Annotated in this window: 23 protein-coding genes and 2 tRNA genes; 13 read left to right on the top strand and 12 right to left on the bottom strand. The window is 45.4% G+C overall.

Translation table 11 applies throughout. The annotated features are described in order from the left end of the window. Positions 1-8 precede the first annotated feature (8 nt). Positions 9-2,624, top strand: a complete 2,616-nt coding sequence (locus BQ7489_RS01620; protein WP_072529773.1) for a glycoside hydrolase family 2 protein — start codon at positions 9-11, stop codon at positions 2,622-2,624. 86 nt (positions 2,625-2,710) lie between these two features. Here the strand turns inward: BQ7489_RS01620 and BQ7489_RS01615 are convergent. Next, positions 2,711-2,795 (bottom strand) — tRNA-Ser (locus BQ7489_RS01615). 191 nt (positions 2,796-2,986) lie between these two features. On the opposite strand from BQ7489_RS01615, the gene BQ7489_RS01610 reads away from it, so the two are divergent. From BQ7489_RS01610 to BQ7489_RS01580, 7 genes are all read left to right on the top strand, one after another. After that, on the top strand, positions 2,987-4,285 hold the full coding sequence (locus BQ7489_RS01610) for an L-cysteine desulfidase family protein (RefSeq protein ID WP_072531975.1): 1,299 nt from the start codon (positions 2,987-2,989) through the stop codon (positions 4,283-4,285). A gap of 69 nt (positions 4,286-4,354) precedes the next feature. Continuing rightward, the gene (locus tag BQ7489_RS01605) at positions 4,355-5,002 is read left to right on the top strand and encodes an AlbA family DNA-binding domain-containing protein (protein WP_072529772.1); all 648 of its coding nucleotides are present in this window, start codon (positions 4,355-4,357) and stop codon (positions 5,000-5,002) included. A gap of 4 nt (positions 5,003-5,006) precedes the next feature. Continuing rightward, positions 5,007-6,407, top strand: a complete 1,401-nt coding sequence (locus tag BQ7489_RS01600; RefSeq protein ID WP_072529771.1) for an alanine/glycine:cation symporter family protein — start codon at positions 5,007-5,009, stop codon at positions 6,405-6,407. Between the two features lie 47 nt (positions 6,408-6,454). Beyond that, entirely contained in the window at positions 6,455-7,087 is a 633-nt protein-coding gene (locus BQ7489_RS01595) for a hypothetical protein (RefSeq protein ID WP_072529770.1), read from the top strand. Positions 7,088-7,091: 4 nt separating this feature from the next. Then, complete coding sequence (locus tag BQ7489_RS01590) at positions 7,092-7,691, top strand: uracil-DNA glycosylase family protein (protein WP_072529769.1); 600 nt, start codon at positions 7,092-7,094, stop codon at positions 7,689-7,691. A 70-nt stretch (positions 7,692-7,761) separates the two neighbouring features. Then, positions 7,762-7,834 (top strand) — tRNA-Trp (locus BQ7489_RS01585). A 251-nt stretch (positions 7,835-8,085) separates the two neighbouring features. Next, the gene (locus tag BQ7489_RS01580; protein WP_162617762.1) at positions 8,086-9,129 is read left to right on the top strand and encodes a tyrosine-type recombinase/integrase; all 1,044 of its coding nucleotides are present in this window, start codon (positions 8,086-8,088) and stop codon (positions 9,127-9,129) included. A gap of 89 nt (positions 9,130-9,218) precedes the next feature. Here the strand turns inward: BQ7489_RS01580 and BQ7489_RS01575 are convergent, their stop codons facing one another. The 3 genes from BQ7489_RS01575 to BQ7489_RS01565 form a co-directional block, all read right to left on the bottom strand. Further along, entirely contained in the window at positions 9,219-9,458 is a 240-nt protein-coding gene (locus tag BQ7489_RS01575; RefSeq protein WP_072529767.1) for a hypothetical protein, read from the bottom strand. After that, on the bottom strand, positions 9,448-9,651 hold the full coding sequence (locus BQ7489_RS01570) for a hypothetical protein (RefSeq protein ID WP_072529766.1): 204 nt from the start codon (positions 9,649-9,651) through the stop codon (positions 9,448-9,450). Before BQ7489_RS01570 ends, BQ7489_RS01575 begins: the two co-directional genes overlap by 11 nt. Before the next feature lie 360 nt (positions 9,652-10,011). Next, positions 10,012-10,908 carry a YncE family protein gene (locus BQ7489_RS01565; protein ID WP_072529765.1) on the bottom strand — a complete coding sequence of 299 codons (897 nt, stop codon included), beginning with the start codon at positions 10,906-10,908 and terminating at the stop codon, positions 10,012-10,014. Positions 10,909-11,024: 116 nt separating this feature from the next. Here BQ7489_RS01565 and BQ7489_RS01560 point away from each other — a divergent pair, with 116 nt between their 5' ends. Beyond that, complete coding sequence (locus BQ7489_RS01560) at positions 11,025-11,915, top strand: LysR substrate-binding domain-containing protein (RefSeq protein WP_072529764.1); 891 nt, start codon at positions 11,025-11,027, stop codon at positions 11,913-11,915. 36 nt (positions 11,916-11,951) lie between these two features. Here the strand turns inward: BQ7489_RS01560 and BQ7489_RS01555 are convergent, their stop codons facing one another. From BQ7489_RS01555 to tsaB, 8 genes are all read right to left on the bottom strand, one after another. After that, a complete protein-coding gene (locus BQ7489_RS01555; protein WP_072531974.1) occupies positions 11,952-14,384 on the bottom strand; it encodes a S9 family peptidase in 2,433 nt (810 codons plus the stop codon). A 108-nt stretch (positions 14,385-14,492) separates the two neighbouring features. Beyond that, positions 14,493-15,833 carry an RIP metalloprotease RseP gene (rseP, locus tag BQ7489_RS01550; RefSeq protein WP_072529763.1) on the bottom strand — a complete coding sequence of 447 codons (1,341 nt, stop codon included), beginning with the start codon at positions 15,831-15,833 and terminating at the stop codon, positions 14,493-14,495. A 39-nt stretch (positions 15,834-15,872) separates the two neighbouring features. Continuing rightward, positions 15,873-17,030, bottom strand: a complete 1,158-nt coding sequence (locus tag BQ7489_RS01545; RefSeq protein WP_072529762.1) for a 1-deoxy-D-xylulose-5-phosphate reductoisomerase — start codon at positions 17,028-17,030, stop codon at positions 15,873-15,875. An 8-nt stretch (positions 17,031-17,038) separates the two neighbouring features. Then, positions 17,039-17,899: a M23 family metallopeptidase gene (locus tag BQ7489_RS01540; RefSeq protein WP_072529761.1), complete on the bottom strand. Its 861-nt coding sequence runs from the start codon at positions 17,897-17,899 to the stop codon at positions 17,039-17,041. A gap of 41 nt (positions 17,900-17,940) precedes the next feature. Further along, entirely contained in the window at positions 17,941-18,453 is a 513-nt protein-coding gene (gene rimM / locus BQ7489_RS01535; protein WP_072529760.1) for a ribosome maturation factor RimM, read from the bottom strand. Further along, positions 18,450-19,763, bottom strand: a complete 1,314-nt coding sequence (gene murA, locus BQ7489_RS01530; RefSeq protein WP_072529759.1) for a UDP-N-acetylglucosamine 1-carboxyvinyltransferase — start codon at positions 19,761-19,763, stop codon at positions 18,450-18,452. Before murA ends, rimM begins: the two co-directional genes overlap by 4 nt. Before the next feature lie 19 nt (positions 19,764-19,782). Then, positions 19,783-20,385 carry a DUF4290 domain-containing protein gene (locus tag BQ7489_RS01525; RefSeq protein WP_072529758.1) on the bottom strand — a complete coding sequence of 201 codons (603 nt, stop codon included), beginning with the start codon at positions 20,383-20,385 and terminating at the stop codon, positions 19,783-19,785. Between the two features lie 59 nt (positions 20,386-20,444). Continuing rightward, positions 20,445-21,134 (bottom strand): tRNA (adenosine(37)-N6)-threonylcarbamoyltransferase complex dimerization subunit type 1 TsaB, encoded by a 690-nt coding sequence (tsaB, locus tag BQ7489_RS01520; RefSeq protein ID WP_072529757.1) that lies wholly within the window; start codon positions 21,132-21,134, stop codon positions 20,445-20,447. Between the two features lie 93 nt (positions 21,135-21,227). On the opposite strand from tsaB, the gene BQ7489_RS01515 reads away from it, so the two are divergent. Genes BQ7489_RS01515 through nadD form a run of 4 tightly spaced genes read left to right on the top strand, consistent with a single transcriptional unit; the run spans position 21,228 to position 23,449 of the window. Then, positions 21,228-22,103 (top strand): YicC/YloC family endoribonuclease, encoded by an 876-nt coding sequence (locus tag BQ7489_RS01515; RefSeq protein WP_072529756.1) that lies wholly within the window; start codon positions 21,228-21,230, stop codon positions 22,101-22,103. A 14-nt stretch (positions 22,104-22,117) separates the two neighbouring features. Then, positions 22,118-22,684, top strand: a complete 567-nt coding sequence (gene gmk / locus BQ7489_RS01510) for a guanylate kinase (protein WP_072529755.1) — start codon at positions 22,118-22,120, stop codon at positions 22,682-22,684. Between the two features lie 7 nt (positions 22,685-22,691). Continuing rightward, on the top strand, positions 22,692-22,874 hold the full coding sequence (locus BQ7489_RS01505) for a hypothetical protein (protein ID WP_072529754.1): 183 nt from the start codon (positions 22,692-22,694) through the stop codon (positions 22,872-22,874). Then, a complete protein-coding gene (gene nadD, locus BQ7489_RS01500; RefSeq protein ID WP_072529753.1) occupies positions 22,856-23,449 on the top strand; it encodes a nicotinate (nicotinamide) nucleotide adenylyltransferase in 594 nt (197 codons plus the stop codon). The genes BQ7489_RS01505 and nadD overlap by 19 nt, the downstream gene beginning before the upstream one ends. Positions 23,450-23,453: the final 4 nt, after the last annotated feature.

Below are 23,453 nucleotides of genomic sequence, written 5' to 3'. Positions count from 1 at the left end.
TTTTTATTATGAAAAAACATAAAACGTTATTACTGCTATTCCTTTTATTATTGAGTTTGCCCCTATATATTCAGGGTGCAACAGTACCTGAACAAAATTCGGAAAGGGGACGTGAAACGACCCTATTGAATCGTTTATGGAAATATAAACGTGGAGATATCCCCGATGCTGCCCGTCCACAATACAACGACACAGACTGGGAGCCTATAGGATTACCCCATTCGTTCAGTATTCCCTATTTTATGTCGAAAGATTTTTATGTAGGCTACGGTTGGTACCGGAGACACCTCAAACTAGAAAAAGAAGATTTGTCAAAACGACTTTTTCTGGAATTTGACGGTGTTTTTCAAGAAGCGGAAATCTATGTCAACGGCCGGTTAGCCGGGAGCCACACAGGTGGATATACAGGTTTCAGCATAGACTTTACTCCATGTGCTGTAGAAGGAGACAATGTGATAGCAGTCAGGGTAAACAATCTCTGGCACGCTACGGTAGCTCCACGAGGTGGGGAGCATGTGTTCAGCGGAGGCATTTACCGCAATGTCCGTTTAGTGAAAAAACAACCGGTTTATTTAGACTGGTACGGTACAGCCATTACCACTCCCACTCTGGAAAAAAATGCCGGAAAATCGTCTGCAGTAAAAGTAAAAGCCAGTGTGAAGAATACCAGTGCCCACACAGGACGCTATACATTATCTATAACAATTAAAGATTCGTCAGGCAGAACGGTTACAAAATGTTCGAAAACGGAATGCGTCGAAGCAGGAAAAAGTCTGGATTATGAAATACAGACTTCAGAAATCTCCTCTCCGGCACTCTGGTCGCCGGCTTCTCCTACACTTTATACATTAGTCAGCCAACTGTATGCCGGAAAACATTTGCTGGATTCAGAAAAGATTACGTTCGGGTTCCGTTGGTTTGAATGGACTGCAGATAAAGGTTTTTTCCTGAATGGTAAACACTACTATTTCAGAGGGGCAAATGTGCATCAAGACCAGGCCGGATGGGGGGATGCCGTAACCGATGCCGCGGCACGCCGGGATGTACATCTGATGAAGGAAGCCGGTTTTGACATGATCCGTGGCTCACATTATCCACATTCTCCAGCTTTTACAGATGCTTGCGACCGTGAAGGTATGTTATTCTGGTCTGAAACGCCCTTCTGGAGTACGGCTGGGCCGAAAGAAGACGGCGGATGGACAGCTGGAGCTTATCCATCGAATGTTGCCGATACAGCGGCATTCGAGGCAAATGTGTTACGCCAGCTGGAAGAAATGATACGCATTCATCGCAATCATCCGTCGGTCTTCGTATGGAGTATGTGTAACGAACCTTTTTTCACAGACAGCCAGACAATGCCAGGAGTAAAAAAATTGCTGAAACGGATGGTAGAAAAAGCTCATTCCTTGGATAACACCCGCAAAGCAGGGGTAGGTGGAGTACAACGTCCGTTGGGAGAAGACCGTATCGACCTGATCGGTGATGTGGCCGGATACAACGGTGACGGTGCCAACATCCCGGATTTCCAACAACCTCCTGTACCGTCGGTCGTCACTGAATATGGAAGTACAAAATCAGACCGTCCGGGGCAATATATTCCCGGCTGGGGCGACCTGGAACGTGACGACAGCTGGAAAGGGCGTGCATGGCGGAGCGGACAGGCTATCTGGTGCGGCTTCGATCATGGCAGCATCTTTGGCAGTGATATGGCAAAATTGGGTATTGTGGATTATTTCCGTTTACCGAAACGTTCATGGTATTGGTACCGGAATGCATATACCCAGGTGGCACCTCCTGAATGGCCAAAAGAAGGAAAAGCCTCCAGGTTGCTACTGAAAGCTTCGAAAACGGATAATATTGCAACAGACGGAACAGATGACACACAACTGATTGTAGTAGTAGCGGATGCCGACGGACGGGAATTAAGCAATACACCGGTAGTGACATTACGTGTAATATCCGGTCCGGGTGAATTTCCTACAGGAAAATCCATCACTTTCCGTCCGGATAGCGATATCCGTATACTGGATGGTAAGGCAGCTATTGCCTTTCGGTCCTATTATGCCGGAAATACAATAATTGAGGCTTCTTCACCAGGACTCTCACCGGCACGCTTGACCCTAGGTTTTGTTGGAGAAGAGCCCTATCAGAAAGGGGTTAGCCAGGAGGTTACTGACCGTCCTTATGTACGCTATGTAAAAAATACAGAGCATAACGAATTACAAACTTATGGTCTGAATAATCCGACGTTTGCATCAAGTTCACGAAAGGGACATTCACCGGGGCTGGCTGCCGACGGAAATGAAAACAGTTATTGGATGCCTGCAGAAGATGACCGGTCTGCCTATTGGATATTGGATACGGAGAGAGGACTCATGCTAAACTGTGTGACGGCCCGATTCACAGAAAAAGTGATATGTAACTTTAAAATAGAAATATCCGACGATAAAGAGACATGGTACCCTATCGGTGTATATAATGCTTCAGACAATGAACAGGATATCCGTCTGGAACTTGAAAAACCATTGAAGATGCGTTTTATCCGATTCTCTTTCACTACAAATGAAAGTAGTGATATGCCACGTTTAGCCGAAGTCAGAGCGGAAGGGAGCGTGACCGAGTAATAGATTCTAATATAGAAAAAGTCCCGTAAAACGTTGATTTTACGGGACTTTTCTTAAATTAACAACCAAATGTCTTTAGGTTTCAGCGGAGAGACAGGGATTCGAACCCCGGGTGCCTCGCAGCACAACGGTTTTCAAGACCGCCGCAATCGACCACTCTGCCACCTCTCCAAAACTTCCTTCGGGAAGTGTTTCCTTTCAAAAACGATGCAAAGATACATATAAAATCCAAACCTGCAAATTTTAGAATTGATATTTTACTACATATAAAATTCTCCATTTACATGAAAAGATGTAATTTTGCATACAAATTTTAATCCCGACAAATCATCCAGAGACATCAAAAAGATAAAATGGAAAATATAATATCAAAACCTGAAAGAGAAAAAATCATAGCACTCATCCAAAGAGAAGTGGTACCGGCAATAGGCTGTACAGAACCTATGGCCGTAGCATTATGTGTAGCAAAAGCAACCGAAATACTAGGATGCCGTCCCGATAAGACAGATGCGTATCTGAGCGCCAACATCCTGAAAAATGCAATGGGAGTAGGAATCCCAGGCACTGGAATGATAGGCCTCCCTATAGCCATCGCATTGGGGGAACTGATAGGCAAATCGGAATATGGACTGGAAGTTTTGAAAGACTGCTCTCCCGAATCTGTAGAAGAAGGAAAAAAGATAATCGCAGACCAAAGCATACATATTGCATTAAAGGAAAACATTACTGAAAAACTTTACATAGAAATCATATGCACCAAGGGGAACGACAAAGCGACAGCCATTATCAGTGGAGGACATACCAATTTTGTCTATCTCAGCCGCAACAATGAAGTATTACTTGACAAACGTACCTCATCGACAGACGAACATGAAAGCGAAGATGTACAACTGACCATGCGGAAAGTCTATGATTTTGCCATGACCGCTCCGATCGATGAAATCCGTTTTATTCTGGAATCCAAACGCCTTAACAAAAGTGCTGCAGAAGCTTCGTTCAAAGGAAGCTACGGACATGAATTGGGTAAGACCATCAAAAGCAGTAAAATTGAACAGAGTATCATGGGTAACAATACTTTCACCCATATTCTTTCATACACTTCCGGAGCCTGTGACGCACGTATGGCCGGCGCCATGATTCCGGTAATGAGCAATTCCGGAAGCGGGAACCAAGGAATTGCCGCAACGGTTCCGGTCGTAATCTATGCAGAAGAAAACAAGAAACCGGAAGAAGAACTGATCCGTGCACTCGTATTGAGCCATCTGACCGTCATCTACATCAAACAGAGTCTGGGACGTCTTTCCGCCCTTTGCGGATGTGTAGTTGCGGCAACAGGCAGCAGTTGTGGAATCACTTATCTGATGGGAGGAAATTACCGCCAAGTCACTTACGCCGTCAAGAATATGATTGCCACACTTACCGGCATGGTCTGTGACGGGGCCAAACCAAGCTGTGCTTTGAAACTGACCAGCGGTGTATCAACCGCAGTCCTCTCGGCTATTATGGCCATGGAACAGAAATATGTAACTGCTGTTGAAGGCATCATAGAAGACGATGTAGACTTGAGCATCCATAATCTTACCCGCATCGGTTCACAATCAATGAACGCTACCGACGATATGATTCTGGATATCATGACCCATAAACATTGCTGCCCATAAACAAAAATATAACTATCCGGACAAAACAAGACCTGGCATTATCCGTTTATAAATATTATATCCGACCGAATGAAACCGACAACAGAAAATGCGAATTATATTCAGAAACTGGTTGCCGAGGGCGAACACGTGCATCAGGATTTCAAATTTGCAATATCCGATGCCCGCAAAATAGCCCGTAGCCTATCAGCTTTTGCCAACACAAGCGGCGGACGCCTGCTTGTCGGTGTCAAAGACAACGGCAAAATAGCCGGTGTACGTTCAGAGGAGGAGATATTCATGATAGAAGCTGCCGCTTCCATGTATTGCAAGCCTCCCCTGGAGGTGGAAAACAAAATATATAAAGTAGAAGGAAAAGACGTTCTGGAAGTATCGATTGCCGAAAGCAAAGAGAAACCGGTATGCGCTATAGACGATACAGGCAAACCATGGGCCTACATACGCATTGCCGATGAAAACATTCTGGCAACTCCCGTACATCTAGCCATATGGAAACAAAACGATAACGAAAAAAAAATTATCGTAACCTATACCGACAAGGAAAAATACTTGTTGGAGATTCTTGGCGGACATAAACTACTTACACTAAACCAGTGCGTCCGACTCACACATATGCCACGCAGGCTTATAATTACTCTATTGGCCGACTTCATCAGATTTGAACTTGTGGAGCCGGTTTTCAAGGAACATACATTCTATTTTAAACTAAAAGAATAAGAATATGAATGAGATAACACAAATTCTGAACTGCATCAACAATAATTTTCTCACATATATCCTGATCGTCATGTTATTGGGCTGCGCAATCTGGTTCAGCTTCAAGACTCATTTTGTCCAGTTCAGATATGTCAAGGAAATGATACGCCTGCTGGGCGACTCTACCGCCAAGATCAACGGACATGAAAAACATATATCTTCATTCGAGGCTTTCGCCATTTCATTGGCAAGCCGTGTGGGAACCGGCAACCTGGCCGGAGTTGCTCTCGCCATCACGGTCGGAGGCCCGGGAGCCATATTCTGGATGTGGGTTATAGCCTTACTGGGAGCTAGCAGCGCTTTTGTAGAATCAACCTTGGCACAACTTTTCAAAATAAGAAGCAAACATTCATACATAGGCGGACCGGCCTATTACATGGAAAAAGGATTGAAGAAACGCTGGATGGGGATTACCTTTGCAGTCTTGATTACCGTTACTTTCGGATTCGCATTCAATTCCGTACAAAGCAATACCATGAGTGCAGCCCTTCACAATGCCTTCCATATCGACCCTTTATATTCTGGAATTGCCATATCTCTCCTCACGCTCGCCATCATTTTCGGAGGTGTCCATTCCATAGCCCGCGTAAGCAGTGTTATTGTACCTGTCATGGCTATAGGCTATATCATTCTGGCGCTTTTTATTATAATAACAAATATATACCGCCTACCGGAAGTGATAGAACTGATTATTGGAAATGCATTCGGGTGGCATCAGGCGTTAGGCGGAGGAATAGGAGCCGCCCTGATGCAAGGAATCAAACGGGGTCTGTTCAGCAATGAGGCCGGAATGGGATCCGCTCCCAATGCCGCCGCAACAGCCCATGTCACTCATCCGGTAAAGCAAGGACTGATACAGGCATTAGGAGTATTTACCGATACATTACTTATATGCAGCTGCACCGCTTTCATCATATTGTTCAGCAATCTATATGGAAACAATGACATGGATGGAATCGAACTGACACAAGCCGCACTGAACAGTGAAGTAGGAAGTATAGGAACCATCTATGTAGCCGTAGCTATTCTGTTTTTTGCCTACAGCAGCATTTTAGGCAACTATTATTATGGAGAAGCCAACATCCGGTTCATCACAAAAAAACAATGGACGGTAAACCTCTACCGAATACTTGTGGGAGGAATGGTACTCCTCGGATCTTTGGCCAGCCTGGAAACAGTATGGAGTCTGGCCGACATCACAATGGCACTGATGGCCATCTGTAACCTGATAGCAATCCTGTTATTGGGGAAATACGCCTTCCGCCTGCTAGACAATTACATGGAACAGAAACGGAACGGAATCAAAAGTCCTTCCTTCTACAAGGAACAAATGAAAGATATTGAGCAAGATATAGAATGTTGGTAACAATTTTCTTATCTTTGCAGGCAAAGAAATAAAATTAAACAACTGTTATGAGCATATTCTCAAAAATTTTCGGAAAAAAACAGGCAGAAGAGGCTGAAGGTTCTGTACGTGTAGGCGGAATGGAAGACTTCATGACCCTGATCCGTGTATATTACCAGGCTGTAATGGCAGCTCAACTGGGAATCAGCAATATCAACTTCCTGCCAGACATGGCTGTATTCAAACGTACATTAAAAATCCCAACCCAGAACAATAAGCTGGGAATAGCCGAACGTTCACGGTGCAAAAAAATGCTGCAGGACCTTTACGGAATCAATGATATCTTCTTCAAGGAAATAGACAATTCCATCAAGAAGAATTGCAAGAACGTTAACGATATCAAGAATTACCTGTTCATGTTCCAAGGATTCAGCCAGGACCTGATGATGGTTATCGGTAACATCATGCAATGGAAATTCCGTATGCCTGGAGTTTTCAAGAAGATGTTACGCACAATGACAGAAAAAGCCGTACATGATATTGTAACCAAAACCAACTGGAAAGACGATGGCGTACGCAAGACCTGCTATAATATACGCCAGTACCAACACGCATTAGGATACTCTGAAGCCTGGATCAACGAATATGTATACAATATCGTATTGCTGGCAAAGAAGGAGCCTAAACCAAAAACTGAATAACAAAATGGAAGAAGGCAAGTCTTTTATTCCTATTGAAAATCATCCGTTGGAACCATTCCTTCCTGAAAATGCAATCCTGCTTATGCTGGGAAGTTTTCCGCCCCAGAAAAAGAGATGGAGTATGGATTTCTTCTATCCCAACCTTCAGAACGACATGTGGCGCATTTTCGGACTGATCTTCTTCAATGATAAAGACCATTTCCTGAAACCGGATAAAAAGGCGTTCGACAAGGAACGCCTCATTCTTTTCTTGAAAGAAAAAGGTATCGCTCTTTACGATACAGCTTCAGCCATACGACGCCTACAGGACAACGCATCCGACAAGTTTCTGGAAATAATAACTCCAACCGATATCGGACTGCTGCTAAAGCAACTGCCTTTATGCAAGGCCATTGTCACGACGGGACAGAAAGCGACCGATACCATCAGAGAACAGATACAGGTACAAGAACCTGCTGTTGGAGGAAAGAGTACTTTCTATTATATGGACAGGGAAATTGATCTTTACAGAATGCCATCCTCAAGCCGGGCATATCCGCTAAAACTCGAAAAAAAAGCAGAAGTTTACCGGCTCATGTTCAAAGAATTAGGGATGACAGAGTGAAGTACAGATGAAAATATTTACACGAAGCACTTGCAATAGTGAAAATTTATAGTACCTTTGCAGCGCAAACACGGGAATAGCTCAGTTGGTAGAGCATCGGTCTCCAAAACCGAGTGTCGGGAGTTCGAGTCTCTCTTCCCGTGCAAGAACAAAAAGCTGTAGCTCAAAAAGTTGCAGCTTTTGTTCATTTTATCCCGGGACGATAACGGGACGATACAAATCTGATTGTTCAATATATTACGTTTCCGAACTCGAAAAACGTAATAAAAAAATGTATTCACCAAAAAGAAAAAGTTCATCGGTTTACAGTATTATTTCATACACAGAACCCAAACTTCATACAGGTAATAATTGGTATATCGACTTCTATTCTTATAATCCCCTAGAGCAGAAAATGAAGCGTAAGAAGTACATGCTTAATGGCATTGCTAAAGTTTCTGATCGTCGCCGTAGAGCTAATGAAATAATCACCAACCTTAATATTAAACTCCGGTCGGGATGGAATCCGTGGGCTGATGTGGAAAACTCTAGACAGTACACACCATATATAGACATTATCAAAAGATATCATATATATTTGGAAAAGTTATACGCTGCCGGAGCAATCAAAGAAAATACGATAAAAGATTATCAGAAACGCCTGAAAGTGTTTGAAGAGTATACAGCGAAACACATACCGGCAATAATTTATGCCTATCAGATAGATCAATCTTTCCTATCAGACTTTCTTGATTACATTCTATTGGATCGTGATTCTTCAGCCAGGACAAGAAACAATTATCGTACCTGGTTATCTTCTCTCTGTAACTGGATGGTAGAGAAGCAATATTTGATTTTTAATCCTGTAGAAAAGATTCGAATGTTACAGGAAGAAGAGAAAAAACGGTCGGCTCTATCTCCTGCAGATATACATAAACTTAAACGATATCTCATGAAAGAGAACCTTCATTTCCTGTTCCTATGTCAATTCGCTTACTATACTTTTATCAGACCTGATGAAATAACAAACATAAAGTTGTCAGACATCTACCTAAAGGAACAAAAAGTATTTATACCATCCAGTATCAGTAAGAACAGAAAGGATGGCATGGTCGGTCTTAATGACAAGCTGATAAAAGCAATGATCGATCTCGATGTTTTCAGCAATCCTGGGAATTATTACCTGTTCGGTAAAGGCTTCAAGCCATCGAAAAATAAAACCACGACTAAAGTCTATCGTAATTACTTCAATAAAGTACGCACCAAACTTAGATTCCCTGACAGTTACCAATTCTACTCCCTAAAAGATTCAGGGATACGTGACTTGGCCAATGCCGAAGGTATCGTCATCGCCCGTGACCAGGCGCGCCATGCGGATATCTCTACAACCAATAAGTATCTGAAGGGTAGCAATATGACGGTACATGAAGAGACCAAGCATTTTGAAGGGGAATTTTAAAAACAAAAGGCACAACACCCTCACGATGTCATGCCTCCAATATAAAATGTAAATAAAAAAATGTATCTAATCATCTAAAAAGTATACAGCTACTTGCGCAACATGATCCACGCCGGACGGCCATCGGGGGAAATGGTTAGTTCATAGCCCAAATCCACCATCGCCCTGGCGATATCGTTAATGCTGATCTCTGCCATATCAGAAAGTTCATCCTGGATCTGCTGTGAAGTTTTGTAAATTACGTCATCTGTTACTTTATCGGCAGGAAGATATTCCTGGAAGTAACGATAAAGAATATATTTGTCGAATTCTACTTTTTTATTTGCCATGGTCTGCCTCCTTTCTATCATTCAATGCGGTTTGAATCAATTCACTGAGCTGCTCCATCTCCGGACGTGTACAGCATAATTTATCACTTCCATACATGAGAATAGTGTATTGTTCAAACAGAACTTTACCATCCTCGTATGCCTGATATTTGTCGACGCGAAACGTTGCGGGTTGTAGCGTGGAATCGGTCATCGTAAACCTCCTTTCTTGCAAAGCAAAACGGAACAGATAAACCAGCACAGGCAAGCAACGGCAGCCAGCCAATGAATAAAAAAGGAACAGCTAAGAATGCTGAAGGAAGCAAGTACTTGAGAAACAAGAAAGGGAAGAACGGATTACGAAAACCTTCTTCCCATGACAATATGCAAATAATAATCGTTAAATTTGTGGATTCTTTTTTAGACGGGTGCCGACTGGCGCCCGTCTAAAAGGGGATACCCTAAAATTGGAAGTTTACCCAAAATGAACTTCAGGAAATGGAAATCCTTACAACGGCTATATAGCCCTACCTAACATTATAATTACTATATGTATCTTCCATATGGAAGCAGATTATTCATACACCCGGACAACCCGACTGTTGGGAAGATCTGGTATATAGATCTGTCCGTCTGCAACCGTGATATCGGCTGGACCGGCCAATTTCTTTTCCAAAGGTAAAGAGACCTGAACAACCTTACCCGTTTTCAAGTCAACCTTAGCCAACCCTGCAGGAGTCCAGTTCGTGATATAAAGCGACTTCCTATCGGATGAAAAAGCGATTCCGTCATATTGTCCAGGAGTTTCAATGACCGTCTCTACCTTAGGATCTGACAGATTGGTAATTCGATAGACCACATGTTTGGGCTGTGTGTTCCCGTCGGCCGGATAAGAAGCAACATAAAGCATGTCGCCGGCTGCCAGCAAACCGTTAGGACCCGGTACAGACAACCATTCTACCGGATTACCCACCTTCCGTACGTCTGTTATGTCAATCCGATAAATCTTGTCGGTATTGGTGACAGAAGCATATAAGGTATTGCCGGCCGCAGCCAAATCATTTACAAACAAGTCTTCTTCCGGAAAAGCCAAAATCTGAGGAGCCTTCTCCAAATGTTCCAGATCATAAACAACCACTTTATTCACGTCGCAGACAAACAGATGATTCTCACGGAAAAACATTCCTTTAGGAGCCGAAAGGTTGCCGTCGGCCGGAATGAACGGCCGTATCTTCCCGTCCTTATAATACAGAATATAACCTTTTCCCTCCGTATTCAACGGATTCAGTTGTCCGGTCCCGAAATTGGCAATCAAGATGCCACCTTCATACGGATAAGTACTTTCACAAAAGCGGATGCCGTCATCTATAACCTGTGCATGCCGTCCCGCTTTTTCACCGGAAATACTCTGGGCACAAACCAACGACGAAAACGAAAAACCCAGCAGGGCCATATAAACAATCTTTCTCATGTGTAAAATAATAAATTAAAGTAAATCTGTGACAAATGTAATCTGATGGAAGATATTTCCTAAATTTGCAGAAATCATTTTTCCGATAAGGACTATAGACAAAACCGATTAAGCGTATGGAACTGCGGCAACTGAAATATTTCAAGGCTGCCTGTGAACTGCAGAATTTCTCGGAAGCGGCCCGAACTTTATGCATTTCGCAAAGCACACTTTCACAGCAGATCAAGCAACTGGAAGAGGAACTGGACGTCCTCCTCTTCGAACGTATAGGCAAACGGGTGATTCCGACCGAGGCCGGCCTGACCTTCCTGCCCTATGCCAACAAGACGATACAGGATGCAGAAAGTGGGAAACAGCTCATACGGGACCTGAAAGGGATAAAGACAGGCAACCTTCACATCGGAGTAACCTACAGCATGGGAACCCTGATAGTATCTGCCCTGGAACAGTTCACCCGGGCATATCCCAACATCAAGCTGCACATAACCTTAGGAACATCCGAACAGCTTCTGAAACGCCTGGACAACAACGACCTGGATTTTCTGCTTTCATTCAAGCCGGAAGGCACGTGCGAGCATCTTGAAACCGAACCGCTCTTCCAGTCCAGACTATACTTCATCGTGCACCGCTCCCACCCCTTGTCGGCACTATCGTCCGTTACATTGAAACGATTGTCGGAAACCCCGCTCATATTACCCGCCAGCGGGTTCGCTACCAGAAAAAAGATTGATGAACTGTGCCGGAAATATCAGCTGGCACTCAATGTAGGGATTGAAATGAACGATGTACATACCATACTACACATCCTGAAGGGAGGATATTGGAGTACCATACTGACACAGGCCGCCGCCTCGAAAGAGACAGATCTGGTGCAGATTCCTATACTCTGCCCCGAAACACTGACCTCCCGGGGGTATATTTTCTGGCCACAAGGAAGTTACCGTAAAAAAGCCGCCACTGCGTTCACCGACCTGTTACTGGATATCGTAAAAAAAGAAGGCCTTTAAAAAAGGCCTTCCATATATTTCCCTATACCCGGAAAATCATCGCTGGGGTATATCGACTGTATCTTCCTTCTTTCCCTTCAAGTACTCGGAGAAGAAATCTACCAGACGCCAATAGAAATATTCGTTCATATCACCGAAACCATGACGCTGTCCCGGAAGAATCAGCATTTCAAAACGCTTGTTCGCACGGATAAGTGCATTGACTACACGGATGGTGTTACCCGGATGTACATTGTTGTCAATGTCACCGTGAACCAGCATCAGATGTCCTTTCAGCTGTTTGACGATTTCCGGATTTGTAGCTATCTTGTAAGAGAAAACCGTATCACCTTTTTCTGTCACCTCCTCCTTTACACCATGATGGGTTTCGCTCCACCAACGGTTATAGATGCGGTTGTCATGATTGCCGGCACACGATACTGCAGCCTTATAGAAATCGGGATATTGGCAGATAGCGGCAGTCGACATGAAACCTCCGCCCGAATGTCCGTGAATACCGACACGGTTGATGTCAATGAACTTATAACGGGCAGCCAGTTGCTCTACAGCAGCCTTATGGTCGGCCAGCGGATAATCACGCATATTACCATAACCATAGTTATGATACCATTTGGAACGGCTGGGATGCCCGCCCCGCTGACCTACAGAAATGACGATGAAGCCTGCCTGAGCCAAACGGTCGGTACGGACACTCATACGGGTAAACGGATAATAGACCGCTTCCACCTGAGGACCCGGATATACATAGTCGATAATCGGATAAACCTTGGTAGAATCGAAGTTATACGGTTTGTACATCACACCGTACAGATCGGTAACCCCGTCGGCAGCCTTTACCGTAAACAGCTCGGGGAACTGATAACCGGCAGCCTTCAGCTGTGAGAAGTCGCTTTCCTGGATGGTCATCACCTTCTTACCGTTACTGTCAATCAAATCGGCACATGGCACCGTATTCACACGGGAATAGTTGTCAACGATGTAGCGTGCATCATCGTCTACCTCCACCTGATGGAAATATTCCCCCTTGGTAAGCAACTGCAGACCACTTCCGTCCGCCTTTACCTTATACAGATGCTCATAATAAGGATTTTCTCCTTTTTCACGTCCGTTGGCTGTAAAATAGATTGTCCGGGTAGCCTCATCCACCTTCAAGACCTGTTCCACATGCCATGGGCCTTCTGTTATACGGTTCTTCAGATTTCCCTTGTCATCATACAGATAGAGGTGTGCCCATCCGTCACGTTCACTCCACTGTATGAATTCCTTTCCTCCCTTGAATACGAAGATAGGACGTGTTTCCTGGTAAGTGTTCATACGTTCCTTGACAACAGGTACAATCGAATCTTCGCCGATGGTATAGGTACATACGTCAATACGGTGCAGGTCACGGCTGCTCCGGGTCAGGAAGAAACGGTTGTTATCACCCTGCCATACCATCGGAATGAACTCAGCGTCACGCTGTTTCTGTTCATAAGGTTTAGACTCCAGTCCCAACGTCTGATCCTTCCAAGCTGCAACCTTGATTTCCTTACGGCTATTGTCGGTCATGTCGAAGAGGTAAAGATGATCTACCGGTGAAGTCATCTCACCCGGCATCTGATACTTGTATGTCTCCAATGTAGGACGCGGTTCCGCTATCGAATTGATGACCCATAGATTCTTCACCTTGCTGTCGTCCGAAACGACAGTCACATAATGTCTGGAATCGGGAGACCAATATCCCCATGCTCTACGGCGCTTGCCGTTACACAGCGTATCTGTGTTCAGTATACTGCGCGGGATGCCGTAACCGAAATCGGGTGTCCCGTCTTTCGTCAGCTGGATTTCAACAATCGTACTGTCTTTTTCATCCTTCTGTGCCTTTCGGTAATCTTCAATGCTCATCCTATACAGATTACAATCTTTGGCATAGACCACAGTCTTTCCGTCGGGAGAAACAGAAGCCCAAGACAAACGTTCAGGTTCCTTGGCGTCATCATCCAGCAACGTCAACTTTTGCGTCGGATAGTCGTAAGAAAAATAAAACACTTTCTTTTCCTTCCGTTTCTTCTCATCCTTGTTCAACTTGTCTTCCTGTGAAGATACCACTTCGAAAGTAAAGGTACGCCCGTCTTCCTTCGCCTTCAGGTTCCGTACAGGCAGATGTCGTGCTTCAAACGGGTCATGTACAATCTCGGTCAGTTCGGCAGCCAAGCGATCTCTGTCGAACAATAGCTTCTTGCTGCGGGAAGTCGGATTCACCACGTACCAGAACGTCCCTTCGGATGTCTTATACTCAAACCAGAAATTATTTCCCTTCTGGAACCAGTGCGGATCTACCATCGTAGAAAACAACATGTGATCCAGCTTCTCTTGCGTGAACTTTTCCGCCTGAAGATATTCGGGCAGACGTTCCTGGGCTGCCGTCTTCCCCGAATACAGGCTCAAGGTTCCGGCCAGCAGCGCTACAAACAACATTCTTTTTTTCATATAAACTCCCATTATAATTAAAAAAAGCAGAGCGGATACAAATGCCATTAAGGAAACACCTCGCGACAACCTGTATCCGCCTTATATAATCATATATCTATACTTTCATCAGAACACAAACCTGAGTATATCATTGAAGTTCGCCCAAATCAACAGTCCGAAGAGCAGGAACATACCCACCATCTGCGCATATTCCAAGAATTTGTCGCTCGGTTTACGGCGGGCTATAATTTCATAGAGCAGGAACAATACATGTCCGCCGTCCAACGCCGGAATAGGCAGGATATTCATAAATGCCAGAATGATGGACAGGAAAGCAGTCATCTCCCAAAAACGCTGCCAGTCCCATACCTTCGGGAATATACTTCCGATTGTTCCGAAGCCTCCCACACTCTTGGCGCCTTCTTTGGTAAACACATACTTCATGTCGTTTACATACCCTTTCAAGGTATTGACCCCCAACGTGATTCCAGCCGGGAATGATTCAAAGAAACCGTAAGTAAGATTTGTCGCTTTATAATCAAGCAGACCTCCCAACGCATTCACCTTGAACTGACTGTCGGTCGTCACATTGACTGTATCACGGAGTCCGTTACGTGAATAGACCAGAGAAAAACCAGCCGATTCCTTCTTATCCAGTTCCGCCTGTACCTCCAGTTTACTCATTTCATCCATAAACTCGTTCCACGACGTAATCGGTGTACCGTTAAATGCAATCAGCGAGTCGCCTTTCTGTATTCCGGCCTGTGCAAACCCGCCTCCGGGAATAACTGAATCAACCACATTCGGACGGAAAGTAGCCACAAACAACGGATCTTCCTTCGCCACGTCCAACAGACTCAGTTCCGGCATCAGAATCTCCACATCCTTACCGTCACGGAGCACCGTCACTTCACGGGCCTCCACAATACTACGGAGCATGTCCATATCGAACTTCACCAGTTCCTTACCGTCGGCCGATTTCAGGATATCACCGTCGCGGAATCCGATTTCTTTGGCTGTCTCATTGAATTTCATACCATACGTCATGTCCTTCAAAGCCACATACGAATCGCCCCAGGTGAACAGAATCATCGAATAGATAAACAGAGCCAACAGGAAGTTCATCAAGACTCCCCCAATCATAACCAGCAGACGCTGCCATGCGGGTTTCGAACGGAATTCCCAGGGCTGGGCGGGCTGCTTCATCTGTTCAGTATCCATCGATTCGTCAATCATACCCGAAATCTTGCAATAGCCCCCCAACGGAAGCCATCCTACCCCATACTCCGTATCACTGTTCTTCGGCTTATACTTGAACAACGAAAACCAGGGGTCGAAAAAAATATAGAATTTCTCCACACGGATCTTGAACAGCCGTGCAAAGAAGAAGTGTCCTCCCTCATGAACGATTACCAGCAGCGAAAGGCTGAGGATAAGCTGAAGGGCACGAATCAAAAACGTTTCCATTTACTTTTAACTTCTGATTTTATAATTAATATTCCTATGTTAGTTCATTCCGTTAATGACCAGCTCGGCTGCAATGCGGCGTGTCTCGGCATCTGTCGATACATAGTCCTCATAGGTAGGCGTCTTGATGAAAGCTACCCTTTGCATGGACTTTTCGATTACGTCACTCATCCCCAGGAAAGAGATCTGGTCTTTCAGGAAAGCCGCCACTACCACTTCGTTGGCCGCATTGACGATACACGGCATATTACCACCCTGATGCAAGGCCTCATAGGCCAAGGCCAGGTTACGGAAACGCTTTGTATCGGGAGCCTCGAATGTCAGTTCATGACATTTCATAAAATCCAGACGGTCGAACGATGAACGGATACGTTGAGGATAAGAGAAAGCATACTGGATGGGCAGACGCATATCCGGTACACCCAGCTGGGCTTTTACAGCCCCATCCTCGAACTCTACCATGGAATGGATGACCGACTGAGGATGTACCACCACTTCAATCTGGTCGGGACGTACACCGAACAACCATTTGGCCTCAATCACTTCAAAGCCTTTATTCATCATGGAAGCCGAATCCACGGTTATTTTGGCACCCATCTTCCAGTTGGGGTGTCTCAGAGCCTGCTCTTTCGTAACAGTCTTCAACTGATCCATCGTAAAAGTACGGAAAGGACCTCCCGATGCCGTCAAGATCACTTTCTCCAACGGATTGTTGAATTCCAGACACTGGAATATGGCCGAATGTTCCGAATCGACCGGAAGAATCGGAGTCTGGTATTCATTCGCCAGAGCGTTCACCAGCTCACCCGCAACCACCATGGTCTCCTTATTGGCCAATGCTATCACCTTTCCGGCGCGGATGGCATTCATCGTCGGACGAAGCCCTGCATAACCCACCATAGCCGTCAGTACAATATCTACCGGCTTCTCCTGTACTACCTGACAGAGAGCATCCGCTCCGGCATATACTTTGACAGGAAGATCGGAAAGTGCTTCCTTCAGCTGCAGATATTTATCTTCATTTGCGATGACAACAGCTGCAGGCTGGAACTTACGAGCCTGTTCTGCAAGCAGATCCACCTTATTGTTCGCCGTCAGTACATAAGCCTCATACAGATCGGGATGCTCCTCAATCACCTGCAAGGCCTGTGTTCCTATAGATCCTGTAGAACCTAATATTGCAATCTGTTTCTTCATAAATACAATTAAAATACTACATATTTTTCGGGATTGACCGGATTTCCCCTATGCCATACCTCAAAATGGAGATGAGGCGTACCGGTATCAATACGGTCACCATTTCCTATCAAGGCTATCACCTCTCCCCCCTTCACCTTGTCGCCAGTCTGTTTCAGCAACGACCCGCAATGTTTATATACAGTCACAAAGTTCTGAGGATGCTGGATCTGTATCACATAACCCGCCTCTGCCGTATAGGCCGATAAAATGACTGTACCGTCAAGTGCCGCCAGGATATTTTCATTCGGACTGGCCGTCAAATCTACTCCGAAATGACGTTTTTCCGGGTTGAAATCAGTCGACATCACTCCACGCAAAGGCCGGTAGAAAATCAGTCCGGAAGCATCGGGAGCATTGTTCACCGCCGTCAGATTATACCGTTCCCTTTCCTCATACTTCTTCCGGAACTCATCTTCTTCTTTCGAGCGTTCCATCAGTTCTTCGGCACGTAAATCGGTCAGGGAGTCGATAGATTTTACGGTATCGGCCTTCACCTGTCCGCTCAATATATCCTGAACATTCATGATATACTGTTTCTGACGGTCAAGAGCCGCCTGCAATGAATCGGCCCGCAAGGCATTGGCAACCACCTGTTCACGTACTTCACTGTTCATATATCCCGGCAGGTAGTTCCGTAAAGGGGTAAACACGATAATGACCGCAGCAATCAGGAAGATGACGATACAGGCCGTCAACAAGACCGAAAGCCCGTTCAGCTTGGAGACGTGGATACCTACCACCTCTTCCAACGTGTTTTCGTTGATAATCGTCAGTTTATACTTGAACTTGATATTATGCCAGAATGCTTTACGACCTTTCTTCTTCATCTGCCAAACCTATATTTATATTTATACCGGAAGCCTCACTTTCAATCCAGCAAACCCTCCGGAATATCCACTGTCAGTATCCGGTTATGTCTGTCTACACCGACAATAAACTCTTCATGCGCCGGAAGCAACAGTTCTTCCCCCTCCTTTTCGATTACAAAAAGAACATTCAGGGTTGTATCGTCCACATCAGTGACGATACCCAAATCACCATGGCGCACGTCATCGACCTTAAAGCCGACAAAAAAATTCCAGGATGTGATTTCATCCTGCTCCTCCATATATTTCTTAGGGAAAAACACCTGCACATTCGTCAGCATACGGGCCTTTTCTGCCGTATCTATCCCCTCAAATTTCATAAGCACCACATCGTCCGAACGGAAACGATACTCCTCAATGAAGAACGGAACCAGAATCCCGTCCATCATCAACACCAGGTAATCACAATCCACACGGTCGAATATGTCGTCCGTAAAAGTAAGCGAAACCTCCCCCTTGATTCCATGGGGCTTGTTGATTACGCCTATCTTAAAAACTTCTTCCTTTCTTATCATACGCCACTTACACGGGTTATACGGGCTCCCAAGGCCGTCAGACGCTGTTCTATATCCTGATACCCCCGGTCTATCTGCTCAATGTTATGGATACGGCTTATTCCATCGGCACTCAACGCCGCTATCAGCAAAGCAATTCCGGCACGGATATCGGGCGAAGTCATATTTCTTCCACGCAGACGGAAGTTATGGTCATGGCCTATCACTACCGCCCGGTGCGGATCACACAATATAATCTGAGCTCCCATATCTATCAGTTTGTCGACAAAAAACAGGCGGCTCTCAAACATTTTCTGATGGATCAGCACACTGCCTTTCGCCTGAGTGGCCACGACCAGAATCACACTCAGCAAGTCGGGAGTAAGTCCCGGCCACGGAGCGTCGGCTATGGTCATGATCGAGCCGTCCAGGAACGAATCTATCTCATAATGGTCCATATGAGGAATCACAATGTCATCGCCTTTCAGTTCCATCTGGATACCCAAACGACGGAAACTGTCGGGTATGATTCCCAGATTCTCATACGAAACGTCCTTTATTGTTACTTCACCTCCCGTCATGGCCGCCATACCGATAAAGCTTCCCACTTCAATCATATCCGGCAGAATCCGGTGTGTACATCCATTCAGACTTTTCACCCCTTCAATGACCAGCAGATTGGAAGCAATACCCGAAATACAGGCTCCCATGCTGTTTAACATGCGGCAAAGCTGCTGGATATAAGGCTCACAGGCCGCATTATAGATGGTAGTCTTACCTTCGGCCAGTACGGCTGCCATAATGATATTGGCAGTACCGGTTACAGAAGCCTCATCCAGCAACATGTAGGTTCCCTTCAGTTTATCTGCTGAAATCTGGAAAACACCCCGGCTGTCGTCATAAAAAAATTGGGCCCCCAGCTTTTGGATACCCAGAAAATGCGTATCCAGCCTGCGGCGCCCTATCTTGTCACCGCCAGGCTTCGAGATCCGCGCCTTACCGAAACGTGACAGCATCGGACCGATCAGCATGACCGACCCTCTCAGTTTCGAGCAACGGGCCAGGAAATCATCACTTTCCAGATAAGCGAAATTCAGCTCATCGGCCTGAAAAGAATACGTATCCTTATCTTCTTTTGCCACCTTCACCCCCATATCACGGAGCAGCTGGATAAGATTGTTCACGTCCAGTATATTGGGGACATTACTCACAGTAACCTTCCCGTCTGTCAGCAACGTAGCGCACAAAATCTGCAGAGCTTCGTTCTTCGCTCCCTGGGGAGTGATCTCACCCCGCAACTGGTGTCCTCCTTCGATTACAAATGAAGCCATAAATAGCGGTTTGTATAAATTAATACTTACGTTTCTGCTGGTTGTTGTTATTCATCTGGCGACGACGTGGAATAAACGTACGCTGTTCCGTTAGATGCAGCTCTTCGGCCGACAGACGGATTTTCCCGCCCGACAGTTCATACAGGTCATCCAGAATTTTCTGGTCTTCCACACCATCCTTGTTCCAGTTCAGATAATCCTTTTTCATATGATTGGCAATCATCTTTATCAACTGCTTTCTCTCATCCCCTTCAGGATAATCGACTGCAATCTTGATCAGATCCTGGATAAACTGCCCGTAATGACGGTAACGGATATGGCTTTGAGAATAAGGGATACGGTCGGGCTTGATTTCCAGACTCTCTTTCTTCACGATCTCTACAGGATAATCGATATCCAGTTTGAAATCGGCCATTATGGCTAGGTGGTCCCAAAGTTTACGGTTACCATTCTCTATATCACGCAAATAGGGGAACATTCCTCCCATAATGTTAATAATTGTATTGGCGCAACGTTGACGTTCCGCACGGTCCTCAATAGTCAAAGCATGGTCAACCATATTCTGTACGCTCCGCCCGTATTCTGGAAGCGGTAATTTTCGTTGCTGGGTATTATATTCCATATATTTTCAGGGAAAATCACTGTTATAAAATCTGTCAACTAATTGTATTTACCGGACTTCTACAATAATTTTTTGGGAGTAGAAGCCACAAATTCCTTCAAATAGAAAGGCTCGAAATAAGCCACGTCCTTAAAGTCATTCAGTGCCATTGCCTTTTCGGCCAGAGGGAACATCCACTTTGCCAGCGGATGGATATTGTCAATAAAATGCGCATTGGGATGAGTCAGCTTCTCACGGCACTTGGCGGCACCGTTACCGAAAAAATAGACAGGATGCTTGTCCAGGAATGAAACATACGAATTTTCATCAATGATATCGGCACTCACAGGTTTCTGTACCTTCAGCGCACGGTCATAAATAGCCGAATAAACTTCCATACGGCGCGCATCAATCATCGGACAAAGCAATGCGTCTTCGGGCAGTTCCTCCGAAAGCAGTACCGGAACAGCCATTACTTCCAGTGTAGGCAGGCCGATCAATGGAATGTCACGACCATAACAGATACCTTTTGCCATAGATACCCCTATACGCAGGCCCGTATATGAACCCGGACCGCAACTTACGGCCACCGCATCCACCGGTATGGCATGATTATCAACAAAAGAGAGGGCTTCATCCACATAAACGCCCAAGACAACGGCATGCGAAGGCCCCTTAAAGTCTTCCTTCGAGAAAATGGTAGTTCCATCCTGACTTACAGCGACCGAACACACGGCTGTCGAAGTTTCAATATGTAAAATACACGACATAATTTATTCCTTATTATATAGAGTGCAAATATACACTTTTATTTGTAGTCTTTTTCCATAAAATAGTTACTTTTGCAAAAAATTGCAAGAGTTATGATACAATCAATGACCGGATACGGCAAAGCAACCGCCACTTTCGGTGACAAGAAAATCAACGTAGAAATCAAATCGCTGAACAGTAAGGCAATGGACCTGTCGACACGTATTGCTCCATTGTACCGTGAAAAAGAGATGGAAATCCGCAACCTGATAACCAAGACATTAGAAAGGGGAAAAGTGGATTTCTGCCTGTGGATTGAAAAAGACGCATCCGAAACCGCCACTCCGATCAATGCCGCATTGGTCGAGAATTACTATAACCAGATCAAGGCCATTTCAGAAAGTTGCCATATTCCACTGCCAGCCGACTGGTTTTCAACATTGCTCCGTATGCCCGACGTCCTGACACGGGTAGATGTACAGGAATTGCCTGAAGAAGAATGGGAAACAGTCCGCAATACTGTTGAAGAAGCTCTGCAACATCTGGTAGACTTCCGCAAGCAGGAAGGAGCGGCACTCGAAAAGAAATTCACCGAAAAAATCGACAATATCGAACGTCTGCTTAAGTCAATCGAGCCCTATGAAAAGGAACGTGTCGCCAAAATCCGCGAACGCATAACCGATGCGCTTGAAAAGACAATCAGTGTAGACTATGACAAGAACCGCCTTGAACAGGAACTGATATACTATATTGAAAAGCTGGACATCAACGAAGAGAAACAACGCCTGGCAAACCACCTGAAATATTTCCGCGAAACTATGGCAGGAGGCCACGGACAAGGCAAGAAGCTGGGATTCATCGCCCAGGAAATGGGACGTGAAATAAACACCACCGGCAGCAAGTCGAACCATGCGGAAATGCAGAACATCGTAGTCCAGATGAAGGACGAACTGGAACAGATCAAGGAACAGGTTCTTAACGTAATGTAAAAAAATAAAGATCTATGGCAGGAAAACTCATCATATTTTCAGCTCCTTCAGGTTCGGGAAAGTCTACAATCATCAATTATCTGCTTACCTGCAACCTGAATCTTGCCTTCTCCATTTCTGCAACCAGCCGCCCACCCAGAGGTACGGAAAAGAACGGCGTAGAATATTTCTTCCTGACCCCTGAAGAGTTCAAACGGCGCATTGCCGCCAACGAATTTCTGGAATACGAGGAAGTTTATACCGACCGTTTCTACGGCACACTGAAATCCCAAGTAGAAAAACAGCTTGAGGCAGGACAGAACGTGGTATTCGACGTTGACGTTGTAGGAGGATGCAACATCAAGAAATTCTACGGCGACCGTGCTCTCTCCGTCTTTATCCAACCGCCTTCCATCGACGAACTGCGTGCCCGCCTGAATGGTCGTGGCACCGATACTCCCGATGTGATAGAAGACCGCATCGCAAAAGCCCAGTTTGAATTGGGATATGCCGACAAGTTCGATGTGGTCATCGTCAACGACGAACTGGAAAAAGCCAAAGCCGAGGCCCTGAAAGTTGTTTCCGACTTTATCAAAAAATGACACGACTATGACCAAAGACCCTAAAAAAATGATCCGGACCATGATGGTCATTACTGTCATCATCGGTCTTGTTGCACTGGCCGTAGGCTTTATGGCCTTGGCTATGAAAGAATATATCATCGCTGCAGCCATGTTCCTGCTTGCTGGCTGGCAGATTGCTAACTTCAGAAGATGGAAGAAAGGCCTATAAGGACAGGTATTTTCGGGGGAACATTCAACCCTGTACACATCGGCCATCTGGCATTGGCAAACTACTTGTGCGAGTATGCCGGACTGGACGAGATCTGGTTTCTTGTCACCCCTCAGAATCCTTTCAAGAAAGATATCCGGCTGCTTGATGACTCTCTGCGACTCCAGATGGTTCAGGCAGCCGTCTGTTCATATCCCCGCTTCAAGGCTTCCGACTTTGAATTCAACCTTCCCCGTCCCTCCTATACCGTCGAGACACTCAACCGGCTATCGGAGGCCTACCCCGACCGTGACTTTTCACTGATTATCGGAGCCGACAACTGGCAGGAATTCCACCGTTGGAAATCTCCCGACGAAATCATACGCAAATACCGGATACTCATCTATCCACGGGTAAACTACCCGATCGATACAGCGTCACTTCCTGAAAAGGTGCAACTCATCGAAACTCCGCTTCTGGAAGTCAGCTCTACATTTATCCGCCAGGCCATTCGCGCGGGTAAAGATATCCGATACTTTCTCCATCCGGAAGTCTACCGCATCATTAAGAAAAAGAAACTATATCTAAACGAGTGATAAT

The sequence above is a fragment of the Bacteroides ilei genome (genome assembly GCF_900128495.1).
Classification (GTDB): domain Bacteria; phylum Bacteroidota; class Bacteroidia; order Bacteroidales; family Bacteroidaceae; genus Phocaeicola; species Phocaeicola ilei.
This window is presented reverse-complemented; position numbering and strand designations above follow the sequence as displayed.

Excerpts from the sequence above, each read along its gene's own strand:
- BQ7489_RS01620 (WP_072529773.1), top strand. The coding sequence starts at position 9 with ATGAAAAAACATAAAACGTTATTACTGCTATTCCTTTTATTATTGAGT.
- BQ7489_RS01605 (WP_072529772.1), top strand. The coding sequence starts at position 4,355 with ATGAAACCGACAACAGAAAATGCGAATTATATTCAGAAACTGGTTGCC.
- BQ7489_RS01600 (WP_072529771.1), top strand. The coding sequence starts at position 5,007 with ATGAATGAGATAACACAAATTCTGAACTGCATCAACAATAATTTTCTC.
- BQ7489_RS01595 (WP_072529770.1), top strand. The coding sequence starts at position 6,455 with ATGAGCATATTCTCAAAAATTTTCGGAAAAAAACAGGCAGAAGAGGCT.
- BQ7489_RS01590 (WP_072529769.1), top strand. The coding sequence starts at position 7,092 with ATGGAAGAAGGCAAGTCTTTTATTCCTATTGAAAATCATCCGTTGGAA.
- BQ7489_RS01580 (WP_162617762.1), top strand. The coding sequence starts at position 8,086 with ATGAAGCGTAAGAAGTACATGCTTAATGGCATTGCTAAAGTTTCTGAT.
- BQ7489_RS01575 (WP_072529767.1), bottom strand. The coding sequence starts at position 9,458 with ATGGCAAATAAAAAAGTAGAATTCGACAAATATATTCTTTATCGTTAC.
- BQ7489_RS01570 (WP_072529766.1), bottom strand. The coding sequence starts at position 9,651 with ATGACCGATTCCACGCTACAACCCGCAACGTTTCGCGTCGACAAATAT.
- BQ7489_RS01565 (WP_072529765.1), bottom strand. The coding sequence starts at position 10,908 with ATGAGAAAGATTGTTTATATGGCCCTGCTGGGTTTTTCGTTTTCGTCG.
- BQ7489_RS01560 (WP_072529764.1), top strand. The coding sequence starts at position 11,025 with ATGGAACTGCGGCAACTGAAATATTTCAAGGCTGCCTGTGAACTGCAG.
- BQ7489_RS01555 (WP_072531974.1), bottom strand. The coding sequence starts at position 14,384 with ATGAAAAAAAGAATGTTGTTTGTAGCGCTGCTGGCCGGAACCTTGAGC.
- rseP (WP_072529763.1), bottom strand. The coding sequence starts at position 15,833 with ATGGAAACGTTTTTGATTCGTGCCCTTCAGCTTATCCTCAGCCTTTCG.
- BQ7489_RS01545 (WP_072529762.1), bottom strand. The coding sequence starts at position 17,030 with ATGAAGAAACAGATTGCAATATTAGGTTCTACAGGATCTATAGGAACA.
- BQ7489_RS01540 (WP_072529761.1), bottom strand. The coding sequence starts at position 17,899 with ATGAAGAAGAAAGGTCGTAAAGCATTCTGGCATAATATCAAGTTCAAG.
- rimM (WP_072529760.1), bottom strand. The coding sequence starts at position 18,453 with ATGATAAGAAAGGAAGAAGTTTTTAAGATAGGCGTAATCAACAAGCCC.
- murA (WP_072529759.1), bottom strand. The coding sequence starts at position 19,763 with ATGGCTTCATTTGTAATCGAAGGAGGACACCAGTTGCGGGGTGAGATC.
- BQ7489_RS01525 (WP_072529758.1), bottom strand. The coding sequence starts at position 20,385 with ATGGAATATAATACCCAGCAACGAAAATTACCGCTTCCAGAATACGGG.
- tsaB (WP_072529757.1), bottom strand. The coding sequence starts at position 21,134 with ATGTCGTGTATTTTACATATTGAAACTTCGACAGCCGTGTGTTCGGTC.
- BQ7489_RS01515 (WP_072529756.1), top strand. The coding sequence starts at position 21,228 with ATGATACAATCAATGACCGGATACGGCAAAGCAACCGCCACTTTCGGT.
- gmk (WP_072529755.1), top strand. The coding sequence starts at position 22,118 with ATGGCAGGAAAACTCATCATATTTTCAGCTCCTTCAGGTTCGGGAAAG.
- BQ7489_RS01505 (WP_072529754.1), top strand. The coding sequence starts at position 22,692 with ATGACCAAAGACCCTAAAAAAATGATCCGGACCATGATGGTCATTACT.
- nadD (WP_072529753.1), top strand. The coding sequence starts at position 22,856 with ATGGAAGAAAGGCCTATAAGGACAGGTATTTTCGGGGGAACATTCAAC.